Origin of the sequence: Roseateles sp., from assembly GCF_965229315.1 — a bacterium.
Lineage (GTDB): Bacteria > Pseudomonadota > Gammaproteobacteria > Burkholderiales > Burkholderiaceae_C > Pelomonas.
The window spans coordinates 1,342,901-1,360,794 of record NZ_CBDDJA010000002.1 but is presented as its reverse complement, the minus strand read 5'-3'; the positions used below and the strand labels follow the sequence as shown (position 1 = coordinate 1,360,794).

Here is a 17,894-nt window from a genome sequence, read left to right as displayed (position 1 = left end):
CCGCGTGAGGCCTAGGCAAGCAAAAGCTGTTGCGCAGCGCCGTCGCGGTGGCTGACCACCTCGCCGTTCCACACCAGCGCACCCTCGATGAACCAGCGCACCGACTGCGGATAGATGCGGTGCTCGGCCGCCAGCACGCGCGCCGACAGCGCCTTCGCGTCGTCGCCCGGCAGCACCGGCACGGCGGCCTGCATGACGATGGCGCCGTGGTCCAGTTCGGCGGTCACGAAGTGCACCGTCACGCCGGCCACCTTGCAGCCCATCGCGATGGCACGCTCATGCGTGTGCAGGCCCGTGAAGGCGGGCAGCAGCGACGGGTGGATGTTCAGCATGCGGCGCGCGTACCGTGCCGTGAAGGCGGGCGTCAGGATGCGCATGAAGCCCGCCAGCACGACGAGGTCGGGCGAGAAGCCGTCGATGACGCGGGCCAGCTCGGCGTCGAAGTCTTCACGGCTGGCAAAGGCCTTGTGGTCCACGACCGCCGTCGCGATGCCGTGCGACGCGGCGAACGGCAGACCGCCCGCGTCGGGCCGGTTGCTGATGACGGCCGCCACCTCGGCCGGCCAGCCCTCGGCCTGGCACGCCTTGACGATGGCCTGCATGTTGGAACCACGCCCGGAAATCAGAATCACCAGCCTTTTCATGGGGCGGCAGTTTAGGACTGTCGGCCATGGCCACCGGCAGGACAACGGCCTTGAACGACAATCCGCGCCCCATGTCCCTCCCCGCCCCCACCCGCCCGCGCGTGCTCTCCGGCATGCGCCCCACCGGCGCCCTGCACCTCGGCCACTACCACGGCGCCATCAAGAACTGGGTGCGGCTGCAGGACAGCCACGAGGGCTTCTTCTTCGTCGCCGACTGGCACGCGCTGACCACGCAGCGCCCCAGCGGCGAGACGCTGACGCGCCACGTCTACGAGATGGTCACCGACTGGCTCGCCGCCGGCATCGACCCCGAGCGCTGCACGCTGTTCCTGCAGAGCCGCATGCCCGAACACGCCGAGCTGTTCACGCTGCTGGCGATGTGCACGCCGTCGAGCTGGCTCGCGCGCATGCCCAGCTACAAGGACCAGGTGGCCGCCGACCCCGAGCTGGCGACCTATGGCTTCCTCGGCTACCCGCTGCTGCAGGCGGCCGACATCCTGCTCTACAAGCCGGCCGGTGTGCCGGTGGGCGAGGACCAGGCGGCCCATGTCGAGGTGACCCGCGAGGTCGCGCGGCGCTTCAACCGGCTCTACGCCGGGAACGCGCCCATCTTCGTCGAGCCGCAGGCGCTGCTGACCGAGACCGCCCGCGTGCCCGGCCTGGACGGCCAGAAGATGAGCAAGAGCCTGGACAACGCCATCGCGATGCGCGACGAACCCGAAGTCACCGCCGTCAAGATCCGCACCATGCCCACCGACCCGCAGCGCGTGCGCCGCACCGATGCCGGCGACCCGACCCGCTGCCCGGTCTGGCCGCTGCACCAGATCTACACCGACGACGCCACGCGTGCGGCCTGCGACACCGGCTGCCGCACCGCCAGCATCGGCTGCCTGGACTGCAAGCAACCGCTGATCGAAGCCATCCAGCAGGAGCAGGCGCCCTGGCGCGAACGCGCCGCGGCACTGGACCCACAGCAGGTGCAGTGGACGCTGGAAGTGGGCACCGAACGCGCCCGCGCCGTGGCGCGCAAGACGCTGCGCGAGGTGCGTGCGGCCATGGGGCTGGTGGCTTGAGCGTCGAGATCATCCATGTCACCGACCTCGAAGCCGCCATCAACTGGTGGCGTGAGCGTTCGCCGTCGCCCGACGGCATCAGCGCCGCGCCCGAGGTGCGCGCGCTGGCCGAGGCCTATGCGCTGCTGGCCTGGCAACGTGACAGCGAACTGGACGTCGACGCGCTGAGCGACAAGGCACTGGGAGCCTGGCTGGCCTGGTACGAAACCACGCCCGACTCCCCCTGCATCGCCATCTGCTCCACCGCGCAAGGCGACCCGGTCTGCAAGGGCTGCGGCCGCAGCTTCGACGAGGTGCAGCAGTGGCCGGGGCTGGACCCGTTCGAGAAGCGCCTCGTGTGGCAGCGCATCACGCACGAAGGCACGGCCTGGCGGTTCAACCGCTATGCCGAACGGGTGCCGAAGTGACCCGCATCCGCTTCATCGACAGCGTGCGCCGCCTGGTGCCGCAGGCCTGGCCGGTGCTCGTGGGCCAACTGGCCGTGATGATGTTCAGCACGGTGGACACACTGATGATGGGCCGCGTCGGCCCGCAGGACCTGGCCGGCCTGGCCGTGGGTTCGGCGGCCTACGTGTCCATCTTCGTCGGCCTGATGGGCATCGTGCTCGCGGTCGGCCCCATCGCGGGCCGGCAGTTCGGCGCCGGCGACCTGCCCGGCTCGGGCCGCAGCTTCGTGCAGGCGCAGTGGTTGGCGCTTTTGCTGTGCGTGCCGGGCAGCCTGGCGCTGTGGTTCCCCGACCCGTTCATCTGGCTCGCGCAGCTCGACGCCGCACAGGCGGACAAGGTGCGCGCGTACACGCGGCCCGAGGCCTTCGCGCTGCCGGCGGGGCTGCTGTTCGCAGCGTTCCGCGGCTTCTCCACGGCGGTGAGCCGGCCCAAGGCCGTCATGGCCATGCAGCTCACGGGCCTGGCGGCCAAGGTGCCGCTGAACGCGGTGCTGGTGTTCGGCTGGGGCCCCATCCCGGCCATGGGCGTGGCCGGCTGCGGCTGGGCCACGGCCATCGCGATGACGGCGCAGTTGCTGGCCGCGCAGGTGATGCTCAGGCGCGATGCGTTCTACCAGCCCTTCCTGATCCCGCACCTGTGGCAGACGCGGCCGCGCTGGGCAGACCTGTGGGGCCTGGTGCGCCTGGGCCTGCCCATGGGGGGCTCCATCCTCGTGGAGGTGACGGGCTTCACCTTCATGGCCTTCTTCATCGCGCGGCTGGGCGCGACGCCGGTGGCCGGGCACCAGATCGCCGTGAACCTCGTCGCGATGATGTTCATGATCGCGCTGGCGCTGGCCACCGCCGCCGGCACGCTGGTCGCCCAGCACCTGGGTGCCGCGCAGACGCGCGAGGCCCGCATCGTCGGCCGCCATGCGATGACGCTGGCCGCGCTGGTGGCCGCAGGCGTGGGTGCGGTCGTCGCCTGGGCGCGCGAGCCCATCGTCGCGCTCTACACGTCCAGCCCGGAGGCCGCGGCGGCAGCGCTGCCGCTGCTGGTGTGGGTGTGGTTCTTCCACCTGGGCGATGCGCTGCAGACCGTCGCCGCCTACGTGCTGCGGGCCTACCAGGTCGCGACGCTGCCCATGGTCATCTACGTCGTCGCGCTGTGGGGCCTGGGCATCGGCGGCGGCTATGTGCTGGCCTTCGGCAACACTGCGGCCGGTGCCGTGGGTTTCTGGCAGGCCGCGACGGCCGGCCTGCTGATGGCCGCGCTGCTGCTGGGCCTGCTGCTCAGGCGCGTGTTCGACGAGAACCGCTGACTCAGCGCGCCGGCAGGAAGATCACGAAGCGGCTGCCGCCGCCGTCCCGCGGCAGGCAGCGCACGCTGCCGCCATGGCGCTCGGCAATCTGCTTGACCAGGCTCAGCCCCAGGCCCACGCCGCCCGCCATCTCGGCATGCCCGGGCAGGCGGTAGAACGCCTCGAAGATGCGCTCGCGCAGCTCGGCGGGAACGCCTGGGCCGCGGTCGGCCACGACGAACTCGTGGCCGCCGGCCACGGGCCGCAGCACCAGTTCGACATCCGGCCCGCCGTAGCGGCGCGCGTTGTCCAGCAGGTTGCGCAGCGCCCGGCGCAGCAGGCGCTCCTGACCCTGGATGCGGGCCGAATCGGTCTCGGGCTCGAAGGCCACCTCGGCGCGGGCCGCCTCCTCCGCACCCAGCGCCAGCAGGTCCACCGTGTGCGTCTCGCCCAGCGCGCTGCCGGCCTCGAGCCGGCTCGCCAGCAGCACTTCCTCGACGAGCGCATCGAGCTCGGCGATGTTCACGTCGATCTCGCGCGCCAGCTTCTCGCGCTGGGCGGACCCGGCGCCATCCAGCATCGCAAAGGCCATCTTCAGCCGCGCCAGCGGCGAGCGCAGCTCATGGCTGGCGTTGGCCAGCAATGTCTGGTGCGAACGCAGCAGCGTCTCGATGCGGCCGGCGGCAAGGTTGAAGCTGGCGGCCACGGCAGCCACTTCATCGCGACCGCTGTCGTCCACACGATGGGCCAGCTGGCCGGCACCGAACTGCTCGACGCCGCGCTTGAGCGCTTCCAGCCGCCGCGTGAGCCGGCGCACGACCGGGTAGGCACCCACCGCCACGCCGATGAACAGCAGCAGCAGCACGATGGCCAGCGTGGACACCGCCGGCGCACCGGGCGACACGGGCCGGTGCAGCCAAGGCCCCGCCCAGGGGCCGTCGTCCAGGCGCGGCGGGCGGCTCGCGCCCGGCCACGGCGGGCTGGCCGCGCCCGGACCCATCTGCCCGGCCATGCGCGAATCGGGCTGGCCCGGCGGGCGCACGCTGCGCACCATCTCCAGGCTGCGGCCATCCCCCAGGCCGGTGCTGACGACGATGGCGCCGGGTTCGTCCACGCGGCGCTGGAACATCTGCGTCGTGGCGATGCGCTTGCCATCCGCATCCTCCAGCGCGATCGCCATGCGCAGGCGCTGGCCCCAGTCGGCGAACGCCGCGGCCTGCTCCTCGCGCGGCGCGGTGGCAGGCGGCATCGCCAGCTTGAGCAACGCCGCCATTGCATTGAGCCGCTCGCCCGCCGCGGTCTCGACGCTGCCGCGCTCCTGCTCGATGTGGCGCTGGAACAGCCAGGCCGAGCCGAAGGCGAACGCCAGCAGCAGCGCCACCAGCGTCAGGTAGATACGAACGTAGAGGCTTTTCATCTGGGGCGCACGACTGTTGCGGGCCGAGCGCCGGGCCGCTCCTGCCAAACCGGCCCGCACTGGCGACGAGCCTGCGGCTCAGTGCCGCAAGCATCGCCGTCCATCAGGCGGACGGACAGCACTCGCTCGCGTTCAGCGACGCAAGGCCGGACGAAGGGCTGCATCTCAATCCGCGTCGGCATCCTGCTTGCGGGCGAAGACATAGCCTGCGCCACGCACGGTCAGCACGCGGCGCGGGTTCTTGGCGTCTTCCTCGATGACGGCGCGGATGCGCGAGATGTGCACGTCGATGGAGCGGTCGAAGGCCTCCAGCGGATGGCCCTTGAGCGCGTCCATGATCTGGTCACGGCTCAGCACGCGACCCGGGCTCTGCGCCAGCACGACGAGCAGGTCGAACTGGTGGCTGGTCAGGTCGCAGATCTTGCCGTCCAGGCGCGCCACACGGGCGGCCAGGTCGATCTCCAGGCGGCCGAAGCGCAACACCTCATCGCCGTCGAGCTTGGGCTCCAGCCGGCGCAGCAGCGCCTTGACGCGGGCCTGCAGCTCGCGCGGCTCGAAGGGCTTGGCGAGGTAATCGTCTGCGCCCAGCTCCAGGCCCAGAATGCGGTCCATGGGCTCGCCGCGGGCCGACAGCATCAGCACCGGCTGGTGGCGCCAGCGCGCGTCGCCACGCAGCCAGCGGCAGAAGTCCAGGCCGTCGCCGTCGGGCAGCATGATGTCCAGCACGATCAGCTCGAAGCGGCCCTGGGCCAGCGCCTCGCGCGCCTGCGCCAGGGTGCCGGCCGTGCTGACCTCGAAGCCGGCGGCGCGCAGGTAGTCGCCCACCATGCCGGTCAGGCGGGCGTCATCGTCAATCAACAGCAGTCGGGCACTCATCAGCGGGGCCTGCGAAAGGAACAGGGGACGGCGCGTTTCCGCGCCGGGGGTACGAAGCTCAAGCATCGCAGAACTCCTCGCCCTGAAGCAATCAGTTGGCTGGCCGATTGGCCATGCGGGCCTGACGCTTCTTCATCAGGTCGGCGATCTTGGTGCGCTGGTCGGGCGTCAGCACGCGCGCGGCATCGATGCTGGCCTGGCTCAGGCGCTTGGAGGCCGCCTCGTGCTGGGCACTGATCTGCACGCGCAGCGCTTCGATGGCGGCGGCGTCGATGTTGGTGGCCGTGTACAGCGCCAGTTGCTGGTCGTGCAACTGCCTGCCGGCGCTGCGCTGGGCCGCGAGGTCGGTACGCGCCGCCTTGAAGATCGCGTCGATCTGGCTGCGCTGCGCGTCGGTCGCGTTGACCAGTTCGAGCACATGGTCCAGATGGCCGCCGAACAGGCCGCCGGGGGCCATCATGTCCGGGCCGCCGCGGTGGCCGCCCGGGCCGGGCTGGGCGTGCGCGGCGGCGCCGCCGATGACCAGCGCCACGGCGACGGCACCGGTGCGCAACAGGGTCTGGAGTCGGGAGATCGTCATCAGGGGGCTCCTTGAAGAGTGGGGTGAAGTCATCTTCTAACCCCCCTGTGTGGCATCTATGGGACCACGGTAAAGAACTGTGTCCCGTTGTCTTCACCAGACGGACACCAGCGGGAAAGCCCTCTGGCGCGCAGCGGCGCGGTGCCCGCCCGAGCGGGCTGCCGCCCGTCGCGCGGACGCTCTATGCCGCTCACTTGATCGGCTTGAAGCGCATGCGCTTCGGGCGCGCGCCTTCCTCGCCCAGTCGCTTCTTCTTGTCGGCTTCGTACTCGTGGAAGTTGCCGTCGAAGAAGAACCACTGCGAGTTGCCTTCGCAGGCCAGGATGTGCGTGCAGATGCGGTCCAGGAACCAGCGGTCATGGCTGATGACCATGGCCGAGCCGGCGAACTCCAGCAGCGCCTCTTCCAGCGCGCGCAGGGTTTCCACGTCCAGGTCGTTGGACGGTTCGTCCAGCATCAGCACGTTGCCGCCCTGGGCCAGCGTCTTGGCCAGATGCAGGCGGCCACGCTCGCCGCCGGACAGCGCGCCGACGAGCTTCTGCTGGTCGTTGCCCTTGAAGTTGAAGCGGCCGAGGTAGGCACGGCTGGGCATGATGAACTTGCCGACGATGATGTTGTCCAGGCCGCCGGAGACGTCCTGCCACACCGTCTTGTCGGCTTCCATGCTCTCGCGGCTCTGGTCCACGAAAGCCATCTTGGCCGTCTTGCCGATCTTGACCGTGCCGCTGTCCGGCTGCTCCACGCCCTGCAGCATGCGGAACAGCGTCGACTTGCCGGCGCCGTTGGGGCCGATGATGCCGACGATGGCGCCGGCCGGCACCTTGAACGACAGGTTGTCGATCAGCACGCGGTCGCCGAAGCTCTTGCTGACGTTCTCGAACTCGATGACCTCATTGCCCAGGCGCTCGGCCACGGGAATGAAGATTTCGTTGGTGACATTGCGCTGCTGGTACTCGACGTCCGAGAGTTCCTCGAAGCGGGCCAGGCGCGCCTTGCTCTTGGCCTGGCGGCCCTTGGCGTTGGAGCGGACCCACTTCAGTTCCTCCTTCATCGCCTTGGCGCGGGCGTCCTCGGACTTCTGCTCCTGCTCCAGGCGCTTTTCCTTCTGGTCCAGCCAGTCGGAGTAGTTGCCCTTCCACGGGATGCCGTGGCCACGGTCGAGTTCCAGAATCCACTCGGCGGCGTTGTCCAGGAAGTAGCGATCATGGGTGATGGCCACCACGGTGCCGGGGAAACGCTGCAGGAACTGCTCCAGCCACTCGACCGACTCGGCGTCCAAGTGGTTGGTGGGCTCGTCCAGCAGCAGCATGTCGGGCTTGGACAGCAGCAGGCGGCACAGCGCCACACGGCGCTTCTCGCCGCCGGACAGCACGCCGATGACGGCGTCCCAGGGCGGCAGGTTCAGCGCGTCGGCGGCCAGCTCCAGCTGCAGGTCGGTGTTCTCCGAGCCGGCGGCGGCGATGATCGCCTCCAGCTCGCCCTGCTCGGCGGCCAGCGCGTCGAAGTCGGCGTCAGGCTCGGCATAGGCGGCATAGACCTCGTCCAGCCGCTTCTTGGCCGCCAGCACGCCGCCGATGCCTTCTTCCACCGCCTCGCGCACGGTCTGCTCGGGGTTCAGGCGCGGCTCCTGCTCGAGGTAGCCGATCTTGATGCCGGGCATCGGGATCGCCTCGCCCTCGTACTCCTTGTCGACACCAGCCATGATCTTCAGGATGGTCGACTTGCCGGAGCCGTTCACGCCCAGCACGCCGATCTTGGCGCCGGGGAAGAAGCTCAGCGAGATGTCCTTGAGGATGTGGCGCTTGGGGGGAACCGTCTTGTTCACACGGTTCATCGAGAAGACGTACTGGGCCATGGTGCTCGCGTGGTTCTGGGAATCGGAAAAGCGAACGCGGGCCCTGGCGCCAACGCACCAGGCCCGCAATGCGCGTGATTGTCGCAGAGGCTGGCCGGCGCCCTGGTCACGCGGGTTCCTGCTGAGACGGCGCACAGGCGTTGCACGCAGACTGGGGCCTCTTCCAGGAAGGACGACCATGCGCCGACTGCTTGCTACCGCCGTCATGACCGTGCTCGCGGCCCTGTGCCAGGCCCAGACCCTGCGCTGGTCCAGCCAGGGCGACATGCAGACCACCGACCCGCACTCGCAGAACGAGCTCATGACCAACAGCCTGAACAGCCAGGTCTACGAGGGCCTGACGCGGCGCATGAAGGACATGACCATGGGGCCGTCGCTGGCCACCGAATGGACGCAGCTCTCGCCCACCAGCTGGCGCTTCAAGCTGCGCGCCGGCGTCAGGTTCCACGACGGCACGCCGTTCACGGCCGACGACGTCGTGTTCTCGATGCAGCGCCTGCGCGACGCCAACGCGCCGCAGCGCGTGTTCGCCAACGCGGTGGGCATCCCGAAGGCCGTGGACCCGCTGACCGTCGTCTTCACGCTGGACAAGCCCAACCCCGTCGTGCCCGAGCTGATGGCCAACCTCTTCATCATGAGCCGGCGCTGGTGCGAGCAGCACCGCGTGACGCGGCCGCTGGACTTCAAGAAGCAGGAGGAGTCGTATGCCAGCCAGAACGCCAACGGCACGGGGCCCTTCATCCTCGTCAGCCGCCAGCCGGGCGTGAAGACGGTGTTCCGGCGCAACCCCGCCTGGTGGGGCACGTTCGAAGGCAACCTGCAGGCCTTCACCTACCTGCCCATCGCCAACGACGCCACGCGCACCGCCGCGCTGATCACGGGCGAGGTCGACTTCGTGCTGGACCCGCCGCCGCGCGACGTCGCCCGCCTGCGCACGCAGCCCGGGCTCAAGGTGCTGGACGGCGAGGAGAACCGGCTCGTCTTCATCGGCATGGACCAGGCGCGCGACCGGCTGCTGTACGGCGAGGTGCCCGGTGGCAGGAATCCGTTCAAGGACTTGCGCGTGCGGCGCGCGCTGTATCACGCCATCGACATCGAGGCCATCCGCACCAAGCTGATGAACGGCTACGCCCAGCCCACCGGCGGCCTGACCTCGTCGCCACGCGGCGCCTACGGCGATCCCAGGCTGGAAACCCGCCTGCCCTACGACGTGGCGGCTGCGAGGAAGCTCATGGCCGAGGCCGGCTACGCCGAGGGTTTCGAGGTGACGATGGACTGCCCCAACAACCGCTATGTCAACGACGAGCGCATCTGCATCGCGCTGGCCAGCATGTGGGCGCAGATCAAGGTGAAGGTCAAGGTCAACGCGATGCCGCGCACGCTGTTCTTCCCCAAGGTCGAGAAGTTCGATACCAGCCTGTACCTCGCCGGCTGGGGCGGCGGCTCGACGGACGCCGACGTCATGCTCACCCCCGTGCTGCGCAATCGCGGCGAGCAGGGCGTGGGCGTGTCCAACTACGGCGGCTCCATCAACAACGAGGCCGACGCGCTCGCGGCCGCCTCCACCGTCGAGACCGACCCGCACAAGCGCGAAGCGCTCGTGAAGGCCGCGCTGCAGGGCTTTCGCGACCAGGTCAACATCATTCCGCTGCACCGCCAGGTCATCCCGTGGGCGATGCGCAAGGACGTGGCCCTGCCGCATTCGCCCAACAACTGGGCCAGCATGGACTGGGTCACGGTCGGGAAATAGACCAACGGCTAGAATGAGCCGATCGCCGCGCTTCTCAGTCTTGCGCGGCGTTCTCTTTTTCAGCCCCTGCACGCTGCCCGCCCTGCCCGAAGACTGGCGCCGCTCTCCGCGGCGCGGCAGGCGATGCGACCAGGCGTGCTCACTCCCTTTCTCGATGAGTTTCGATTCCCTCGGCCTGGCGGCTCCGCTGCTCAAGGCCATTGCTGACGCTGGCTACACCACCCCCACCCCCATCCAGGCCCAGGCCATTCCCGCTGTCTTGAACGGTGGCGACCTGCTGGCCGGCGCGCAGACCGGCACCGGCAAGACCGCCGGCTTCACGCTGCCCATGCTGCACCGCCTGTCCACCGGCGAGAAGCTGCTCAACAAGCGCGGCAAGGTCGCCATCCGCGCCCTCGTGCTGACGCCCACCCGCGAACTGGCCGCCCAGGTCGAGGAAAGCGTGCAGACCTACGGCAAGTACCTGCCGCTCAAGAGCATGGTCATGTTCGGCGGCGTCGGCATGCAGCCGCAGATCAACAAGCTGCGCGACGGCGTCGACATCCTCGTGGCCACGCCCGGCCGCCTGCTGGACCACGCGCAGCAAGGCACGCTGGACCTGTCGCAGGTGCAGATCCTGGTGCTGGACGAAGCCGACCGCATGCTCGACATGGGCTTCGTGCACGACATCAAGAAGGTGCTCGCGCTGCTGCCCGCCAAGAAGCAGTCGCTGCTGTTCAGCGCCACCTTCAGCGACGAGATCAAGAACCTCGCCGACCGCCTGCTCAACGCCCCGGCGCTGATCGAGGTGGCCCGCCGCAACCAGACCAACGACGCCATCGCGCAGAAGGTCCACCCGGTCGGCCGCGAGCGCAAGAAGGAACTGCTGGCCCACCTCATCAAGGGCGGCCACGGTGGCGAGCCCTGGCACCAGGTGCTCATCTTCACGCGCATGAAGCACGGTGCCAACCGCCTGACCGACTACCTGAACGACCAGGGCATCAGCGCCATGGCCATCCACGGCAACAAGAGCCAGGGTGCGCGCACCAAGGCGCTGGCCGACTTCAAGGCCGGTGACCTGACCTGCCTGGTGGCCACCGACATCGCCGCCCGCGGCATCGACATCGACCAGCTGCCCCACGTCGTCAACTTCGAGCTGCCCAATGTCGCGGAGGACTATGTCCACCGCATCGGCCGCACCGGCCGCGCCGGCGCGCAGGGCGAGGCGGTCAGCCTGGTCTGCATCGATGAGAACGGCTTCCTCAAGGACATCGAGCGCCTCATCAAGCGCGAGATCCCGAAGGAAGTCGTGCCCGGCTTCGCCCCTGACCCCAACGAGCGGGCCGAGCCCATCGTGCTGGGCCGCACCGTGCTGAACCCCAACGGCAGCCGGGGCCGCAACCCCAACCCGCCGGCCGGGGCCAACGGCAGCGGAGGCCGCGGCAATGGCGGTGGCCGTGGCGGCCGCCCTGGCGGCGGTGGTGGTGCTGGCCGTGGCGGCTCGCGCGACGGCGGCCGTGAAGGCCAGGGCCGCCCGGGCGGCAAGCCTGGCGGCCACACCGGCGTGGGCGGTGCCAAGACCGCGCCCAAGCCGCATGCCGAGCATGCACCGCGCGCGGCTGGCGCCCAGCCCGCCCGCGGCAGCAACGGCGGCGCACCCCGCCACAACAACGGCCCGCGCCTGACCCAGCCCAAACGCTGAGCCTCCCGCGCATTGCCAAGCGGCCCGCCCTGTGCGGGCCGTTTTTTTGCCGGTGCGCTGATCTAATCCCGCCCCATGGCCCGCCCCCCGCTCGACAACTCGCTCAAGTTCAACCTGCCCGACGGCACCGTCGTCACCGCCCAGGAGATGCTGCGCAAGATCCAGGAGGCCAAGGCGGCCGAGCGCACGCAGCAGCGCGCCGCGCCCGACGCGCTGCCCGAGGCCGACCTGCAGACCCTGCTCGACGCCCTGCTGCTGCTGGGCGGCACGGCCAGCATCAATGCCGTCCTGCAATGGCTGTCGCTGACGGGCCGCGAGCGCGCCCATGGCGAGGCCTTCGACCACTACGCCACGCGCGACGGCCTGCAGGCGCTGGTCGCCCAGCGCCGCGCCGAGGGGCTGTACGGCAAGGGCACGCGCGTCTCGCTGGCCGACCATGCCAAGCGCCTGCAGACACTGCTGGCCGCACCCGGCCACGAGCGCTACTGGCGCCAGCGCCTGTGGCTGCTGGGCTCCGGCCGGGGCGACTGGCAGGACCCCATCGCCTGGGTCAACTTCCGCAACGCCGAGGACATGCGCACCGTGCTGCGCCTGATGATCTTCTCGGGCATGCCGGCGGCCGAGTACCGCGAGCTGATCAACACGCGCCTGCAGGAGCTGAGCCCGCCGATGCTGGCCATGCAGGCGCTGATCGACCCCTGGTGCCCCAGGCTGCTGGGCCAGATCGACCCCGAGCTGCGCGACGACCTGCTGGGCCGGTTGCTGGACGTGCTGCCCGCCGGCCACCCCATTCGCGCCGAGCTGCGCGCCTGGCTGCAGGCCGGCACCCAGGCCCTCAGCATCCCGATGCGCGCGCGTCTGGCCGAGGCCGACATGCTGGCCCTGGAACTGGACCGTGCGGCGCAGCATCTGCGCGGCCTCGAAGGCCCCGGCGTCACGCTGCTGGCCGCCACGCGCGCCCTCGTCGAAGGCCGTTGGGCCGAGGCCAGTGCCGGCTTCGGGGCCGCCATCAAGGCCATCCACTCGGCCAGCCGCAGCCGCCGCAACGCGCTGTCGCTGGACACCGCCCGCCTGTACCTGCTCGGCCTGCTGGCCCAGGACGACCCCAAGGCCTGGGCGCAGGCGCGCAAGTACGCGGTCGCCGAGTCTGGCAGCCGCAGCCCCACGGCCTATGAGGGCTGGGGGCTGTGGGCGCATGGCATCGGTGTCAAGCTGGGCGAGGACAGCTTTCTCGAAGCCGCCTTTCATCCCCACGCGCCGGGCGACGCCGCGCCGGTGGACCGCCTGCTGCTCGCCGCCTGGCTGGGCAAGCCGGCGCCGGGCTGGACGCCCGAACTGGCGCAGGACCTGCTCGCCGGCCTCGGCCCCGACGAGACCTTGCTGGCCGAGTACCTGCGCCCGGCCCTGAAACGCCTGGAGCTGGGCGGCGCCGAACCCACGCGCGTCGCCAACTTCCTCGGCCAGCCGCGCCAGGCCTGGCAGGACGCGCTGGCCGCCATCGTCGCCCTCAGCGACGACGGCAAGCCCGCCGCCAGCGCCGCCAAGCCCGAGCTGGCCTGGCAGCTCAGCCTGGACGCCGCCGGCCGCGTGCACACGCTGGAGCCGCTGGAGATGCACACCGGCGCCCGCGGCGGCCTCAAGTTCAAGCCCGTGACGCTGGCCCGGCTGAAGAAGCAGGGCGCGCAGCGCAGCCGCGACAACCTGGTGCTGCGCCACATCGAGCGCGACGCCTGGGCCGGCGTGCACGACCTGCGCCTGGACGTGAGCCAGGCCCTCCTGGCGCTGATCGGCCACCCGCACCTGATGTTTGCCGACGCGCCCGGGCAGTGGGTGGAGCTGGGCGAGGGCCAGCCCGAGCTGGAGGTCAGGCGCGTGGGCCAGGGCGCCGAGGAAGCCTTCGAGTTCCACCTGCATCCGCCGCTGGTCACCGGCGAGCCGGCCCACGCCGGCGCGCGCTTCGGCGCCCAGGCCGAGGCCGAGCGAGAGCGCCGCGATGCCCAGCGCGTGCTGCGCGAAGGCCCGGGGCGCGCGCGCCTCATCCGCATCACGCCCACGCAGCGCCGCGTGGCCGAGCTGGTGGCGCAGGGCTGGCGCGTGCCGGCGCAGGCCACGGCCGAGCTGGGCGCGGCGCTGCAGGTGCTGACCGGTCATTTCCAGCTGCACAGCGACGCCGAAGCCGGCGAACCCGTGCGCGGCGACAGCCGCCTGCGCGCCCGCCTCACGCCCCAGGGCGACGGCCTCTCGCTGCTGCTGGTGGCCCAGCCGTTCGGCGACTTCGGCCCGGTCGTCACGCCCGGCCAGGGCCGTGCGCGGCTGATGTGCCTGCACGAGGGCGTGAGCCTCACCACCGAGCGCGACCTTGCCGCCGAAACCCGGCACCGCGCCGACGTGATCGACGCCCTGCCCTTCCTCGACCCCGAACAGCCCGGCGACCAGCCCTGGCTGCTGGACGACGCCGAGCAGGCCCTCGCCGCCGTGGAGCGCCTGCCCGGCCTGCCCGGCATCGCCGCGCTGGACTGGCCCAAGGGCAAGCCGGTACGGGTCAAGCCGCTGGACAGCGACGCCGTGCAGATCCAGGTGAGCAGCGGGCGCGACTGGCTGGGGCTGACCGGCGAGGCACGCGTCGACGAAGGCCGCGTGCTGGGCCTGCAGGAGCTGCTGGCCTTGAGCCGCAGCAGCCGCAGCCGCTTCGTGCGCCTGGCCGAGGGCCACTACCTGGCGCTCTCCGAACAACTGCGCCAGCAGTTGCGCGACCTGGACGCGCTGGCCCAGCTCAAGAAAGGCGAGCTGCAACTGCCCCAGGCCGGCGCCGCCTGGCTGGAGCACGGCCTGGCCGGCACCCAACTCGGCGGCGACAAGCCCTGGCGCGAGCGCCTGGCCCAGCTCGGCGCCGCCGCCGCGCTGCAGCCCCGGGTGCCGGCGGGCCTGAAGGCCGAGCTGCGCGGCTACCAGGCCGAGGGCCATGCCTGGATGAGCCGCCTGGCCGCGGCCGGCTTCGGCGCCTGCCTGGCCGACGACATGGGCCTGGGCAAGACCCTCCAGGCACTGGCCCTGCTCCTGGACCGGTCGGCCGGCGGCCCGGCGCTGGTGCTGGCCCCCACGTCGGTCTGCGGCAACTGGCAGGCCGAGTGCGCCACGTTCGCGCCCGCGCTGAGCTGCCACGTCTACGGCGAGGCCGGCGACCGCGCCGCGCTGCTGCAGCGCGCCGGGCCGGGCGACGTCATCGTCGCCAGCTACGCGCTGGCGCAGATCGACGCCGAGGCCTTCGCCGGCCGCCGCTGGGCCACGCTGGTGCTGGACGAGGCGCAGGCGCTGAAGAACGCCGCCACCAAGCGGGCCAAGTCCGTCGCCGAATTCGATGCCGACTTCCGCCTGGCCCTCTCGGGCACGCCGGTGGAAAACCGGCTGGCGGACCTGTGGTCCATCATGAACCTGATCAACCCCGGGCTGCTGGGCTCGCCGCAGCAGTTCAACGAGCGCTTCGCCGGCCCCATCGAGCGCCAGCAGGACGCGCCGGCGCGCGCGCGGCTGCGCCGCCTGGTCGCGCCCTTTCTGCTGCGCCGGACCAAGGCGCAGGTGCTGCAGGACCTGCCCGCCCGCACCGAGATCGTCCACCGCGTGCAGCCCAGCGAGCCCGAGCGCCACTTCCTGGAAGCGCTGCGCCGCGACGCCCAGGCCGCCGTGGCCGCCGCCGCGGCCGGCAACGAGCGCGCCGCGCCCATGCAGGTGCTGGCCGAGCTGATGCGGCTGCGCCGCGCCGCCTGCGACCCGCGCCTGGTGTCGCCCGAGCTGGGCCTGATCGGCAGCAAGATGGCGGAGTTCGAGCGCATCGTGCGCGAGCTGGTCGACGGCGGGCACAAGGCGCTGGTCTTCAGCCAGTTCACCGACTACCTTGACCTGCTCGGCGAGCGCCTCACGCAGATGGCCGTGCCGCACCAGCGCCTGGACGGCAGCACGCCCCAGGCCGAGCGCACCAAGCGCGTCGCGGCCTTCCAGCGCGGCGGCGCGGACGGCGGCGACGTGTTCCTCATCAGCCTGAAGGCCGGCGGCTTCGGCCTGAACCTGACGATGGCCGACTACGTGCTCATCGTCGACCCATGGTGGAACCCCGCCGCCGAGGACCAGGCCAGCGGCCGCGCCCACCGCATGGGCCAGCAGCGGCCGGTGACCGTCTACCGGCTGGTGACGGCCGGCTCGGTGGAAGAACGCATCATCGAGCTGCACCGCGACAAACGCGGCCTGGCCGAGGGCATGCTGGAAGGCCATGAGCAGGCCGGCCCGCTGGACGCGCAGGCGCTGGCGGCCCTGCTGGAGGACTGACCCTTGCGACCCGAACCCGACGTCGTCGCGCCCGAGGCCGCTGCGCGGCGCGTGGCGCTGCTGGACTGGGCCGAGAGCCATGACGTGGGCGCGCTGTGGTCGGCCGATGACGCCCGCTGGGCCACGCAGCAGGCACGGGCCGAGGGCGCCGCCGACTTCCGGCTGGCGCGTGCGCGCCATGCCGCGCAGCGCCTGGGCGAGCGCGACGACCGGCTGTCGCAGATGCTGGCGCGGCGCCTGTGGTCGCTGCGCTGGGCGTTGGTGGCGGCAGCGGCAGGCCTGGCCCTGGGCATCGGCATGGACCGGCTGGGCGGGCAGCAGCTGAACCTGCTGGCGCTGCCGCTGTGGACCTTCCTCGGCCTGCAATTGCTGGCCTACGGTGTGCTGCTGGCGCTGGCGTTCAAGGGGCCCCGCCCACTGACCGACGACGGCTGGGTCATGCGCCTGTGGCGGCGCCTGCTGACGCCCGGTGCCCGCGGGCGCGCGGGCCAGGCGCTGGCGCATTGGTGGCGGCTCAGCCTGCCGCTGCAGGCGGCGCGGTGTGCGCTGCTGTGGCATCTCGCGCTGCTGGGCATGAGCCTGGGCCTGATCGCCGGCCTGTACCTGCGGGCGCTGGGGCTGGAGATCCTGATCGGCTGGGAAAGCACCTACCTCGACGCCACCCAGGTGCAGCGCCTGGCCGACGTGCTGCTGGCCCCGGCCGCCTGGCTGACCGGCCTGGCGGTGCCGGACGTCGGCCCGCTGCGCCACGGCGCGCTGCAAGGCCCGCAGGCGCTGGCGGCGGACTGGCTGCATCTGCTGGCCGCGACGGTGGCGCTCGTGGCACTGCCGCGCCTGCTGCTGGTGCTGCACGCCGGCCAGCGCAGCTGGCGGCTGGCGCGGGCGCTGCCGCTGCGGGTGGGCAGCGGCCCCGCCGACCTGCGCCTGCTGGTGATCGACCCGCGGCGCGTGCTGGCAGGCAGCCTGCTGGGCGAGGCCGGCGAGCGGCTGAGCAGCCCGCAGGGCGACCGGTTGCTGGTGGCGCGGGCCGATGCCGCCCCCGCCATCCTGCCCGTCGCCTGGCACGCCCGCGCGCTGGCGCGGCTGAGCGCCGTGCCCGTGGCGGCCCCGGCGTTCGATGCCCGCATCGCGGCCGACGACCTGCCCGTCGTGCAGCCAGGGTGGCCGTCGCAGCGCCGCCAACTGCTCGCCCTGGGCCCACTGTGGCCACCGCACCGGCAAGCGGCCTGGCAGCGCCTGCTGCAAGCCTGGGAGGCACCGGTGCGCGAGTGCGAGGGCCAGGCCCGGCAGCTCATGGCCCAGGCGCTGGCCACGCTGTGCCTGCAGCCGCTGCACCTGCCCGAAGGCGCCGACCCGCAGGCGCAGCTGAGCAAGGCCGTGGCGCAGCAGCTGCAGGTGCTGGCGGATCGCCTGCGCGAGCTCTACGGCCAGGAGGCCGCCGCCGACATGGCGCCGTCCGCCGCGGACCGCTGGCCGCACCAGGTGGTGCGCCCCCGGCCGGTCGCGCGCCATTCGATGCTGGGCGGCGCGATCGGCGGTGCGGCCACGGGCCTGGGGGCGGACCTCGCCGCCGGTGGCCTGACGCTGGGCGCCGGCGCGCTGCTGGGCGCGGTGGTGGGCGGCGTGGCGGGCAGCGGCCTCACGGAGTGGCTGAACCGGCGCCAGGGCCGGCGCACGGCCTCGCTGCACATCGAGCTGACGGACGCCGCGCCGCTGCTGGTCGGCGAGGTGCTGGAGGTCTGGCAGGCGCAGATCGGCCTGAAGCTGCCGGCGGCCAGGCTGCAAGCCCTGATCGCCGCACAGGCCTGGGGCCAGGCCTTGCAGGGCAAGCCGCCGCAGGTGCAGCTGCAGCTCGGCACGCTGCTCGCGCACGCCTGCGAGGCGCTGCTCCGCGAGGCGGATGCGCTGGCGGGTCAGCCCTGACGCGCATCGACGCCTGATCGCCGCGCGGGCCGCACGGCACCGCGACAAT

The 17,894-nt window shown here is 71.7% G+C and carries 12 protein-coding genes; 7 read left to right on the top strand and 5 right to left on the bottom strand.

The window, feature by feature from the left end:
- Positions 1 to 11 precede the first annotated feature (11 nt).
- Positions 12 to 644 carry a phosphoribosylglycinamide formyltransferase gene (purN, locus tag ACO07H_RS11050; RefSeq protein ID WP_422014018.1) on the bottom strand — a complete coding sequence of 211 codons (633 nt, stop codon included), beginning with the start codon at positions 642 to 644 and terminating at the stop codon, positions 12 to 14.
- Positions 645 to 715: 71 nt separating this feature from the next.
- Between purN and trpS the strand changes: the two genes are divergently transcribed.
- The 3 genes from trpS to ACO07H_RS11035 are packed head-to-tail and all read left to right on the top strand — an operon-like array spanning position 716 to position 3,464.
- Positions 716 to 1,717: a tryptophan--tRNA ligase gene (gene trpS, locus ACO07H_RS11045; RefSeq protein WP_422014016.1), complete on the top strand. Its 1,002-nt coding sequence runs from the start codon at positions 716 to 718 to the stop codon at positions 1,715 to 1,717.
- A complete protein-coding gene (locus tag ACO07H_RS11040; RefSeq protein WP_422014014.1) occupies positions 1,714 to 2,124 on the top strand; it encodes a DUF3717 domain-containing protein in 411 nt (136 codons plus the stop codon). Before trpS ends, ACO07H_RS11040 begins: the two co-directional genes overlap by 4 nt.
- Complete coding sequence (locus tag ACO07H_RS11035; RefSeq protein WP_422014012.1) at positions 2,121 to 3,464, top strand: MATE family efflux transporter; 1,344 nt, start codon at positions 2,121 to 2,123, stop codon at positions 3,462 to 3,464. The genes ACO07H_RS11040 and ACO07H_RS11035 overlap by 4 nt, the downstream gene beginning before the upstream one ends.
- A 1-nt stretch (position 3,465) precedes the next feature.
- Here the strand turns inward: ACO07H_RS11035 and ACO07H_RS11030 are convergent, their stop codons facing one another.
- The 4 genes from ACO07H_RS11030 to ettA all read right to left on the bottom strand — a co-directional run bounded on the left by ACO07H_RS11030 (position 3,466) and on the right by ettA (position 8,171).
- Positions 3,466 to 4,860 (bottom strand): HAMP domain-containing sensor histidine kinase, encoded by a 1,395-nt coding sequence (locus ACO07H_RS11030; RefSeq protein WP_422014010.1) that lies wholly within the window; start codon positions 4,858 to 4,860, stop codon positions 3,466 to 3,468.
- A gap of 165 nt (positions 4,861 to 5,025) precedes the next feature.
- Positions 5,026 to 5,736 (bottom strand): response regulator, encoded by a 711-nt coding sequence (locus ACO07H_RS11025; RefSeq protein ID WP_422014008.1) that lies wholly within the window; start codon positions 5,734 to 5,736, stop codon positions 5,026 to 5,028.
- A 91-nt stretch (positions 5,737 to 5,827) separates the two neighbouring features.
- Positions 5,828 to 6,316: a Spy/CpxP family protein refolding chaperone gene (locus tag ACO07H_RS11020; protein ID WP_422014006.1), complete on the bottom strand. Its 489-nt coding sequence runs from the start codon at positions 6,314 to 6,316 to the stop codon at positions 5,828 to 5,830.
- 190 nt (positions 6,317 to 6,506) lie between these two features.
- Positions 6,507 to 8,171, bottom strand: a complete 1,665-nt coding sequence (gene ettA / locus ACO07H_RS11015; protein WP_422014004.1) for an energy-dependent translational throttle protein EttA — start codon at positions 8,169 to 8,171, stop codon at positions 6,507 to 6,509.
- A 178-nt stretch (positions 8,172 to 8,349) separates the two neighbouring features.
- On the opposite strand from ettA, the gene ACO07H_RS11010 reads away from it, so the two are divergent.
- From ACO07H_RS11010 to ACO07H_RS10995, 4 genes are all read left to right on the top strand, one after another.
- The gene (locus tag ACO07H_RS11010; protein ID WP_422014002.1) at positions 8,350 to 9,921 is read left to right on the top strand and encodes an ABC transporter substrate-binding protein; all 1,572 of its coding nucleotides are present in this window, start codon (positions 8,350 to 8,352) and stop codon (positions 9,919 to 9,921) included.
- A 154-nt stretch (positions 9,922 to 10,075) separates the two neighbouring features.
- Entirely contained in the window at positions 10,076 to 11,602 is a 1,527-nt protein-coding gene (locus tag ACO07H_RS11005; protein ID WP_422014000.1) for a DEAD/DEAH box helicase, read from the top strand.
- A gap of 75 nt (positions 11,603 to 11,677) precedes the next feature.
- Positions 11,678 to 15,922 (top strand): DEAD/DEAH box helicase, encoded by a 4,245-nt coding sequence (locus ACO07H_RS11000; RefSeq protein ID WP_422013998.1) that lies wholly within the window; start codon positions 11,678 to 11,680, stop codon positions 15,920 to 15,922.
- 3 nt (positions 15,923 to 15,925) lie between these two features.
- Complete coding sequence (locus ACO07H_RS10995; RefSeq protein WP_422013996.1) at positions 15,926 to 17,845, top strand: DUF3482 domain-containing protein; 1,920 nt, start codon at positions 15,926 to 15,928, stop codon at positions 17,843 to 17,845.
- The last annotated feature ends 49 nt before the right edge of the window (positions 17,846 to 17,894 follow it).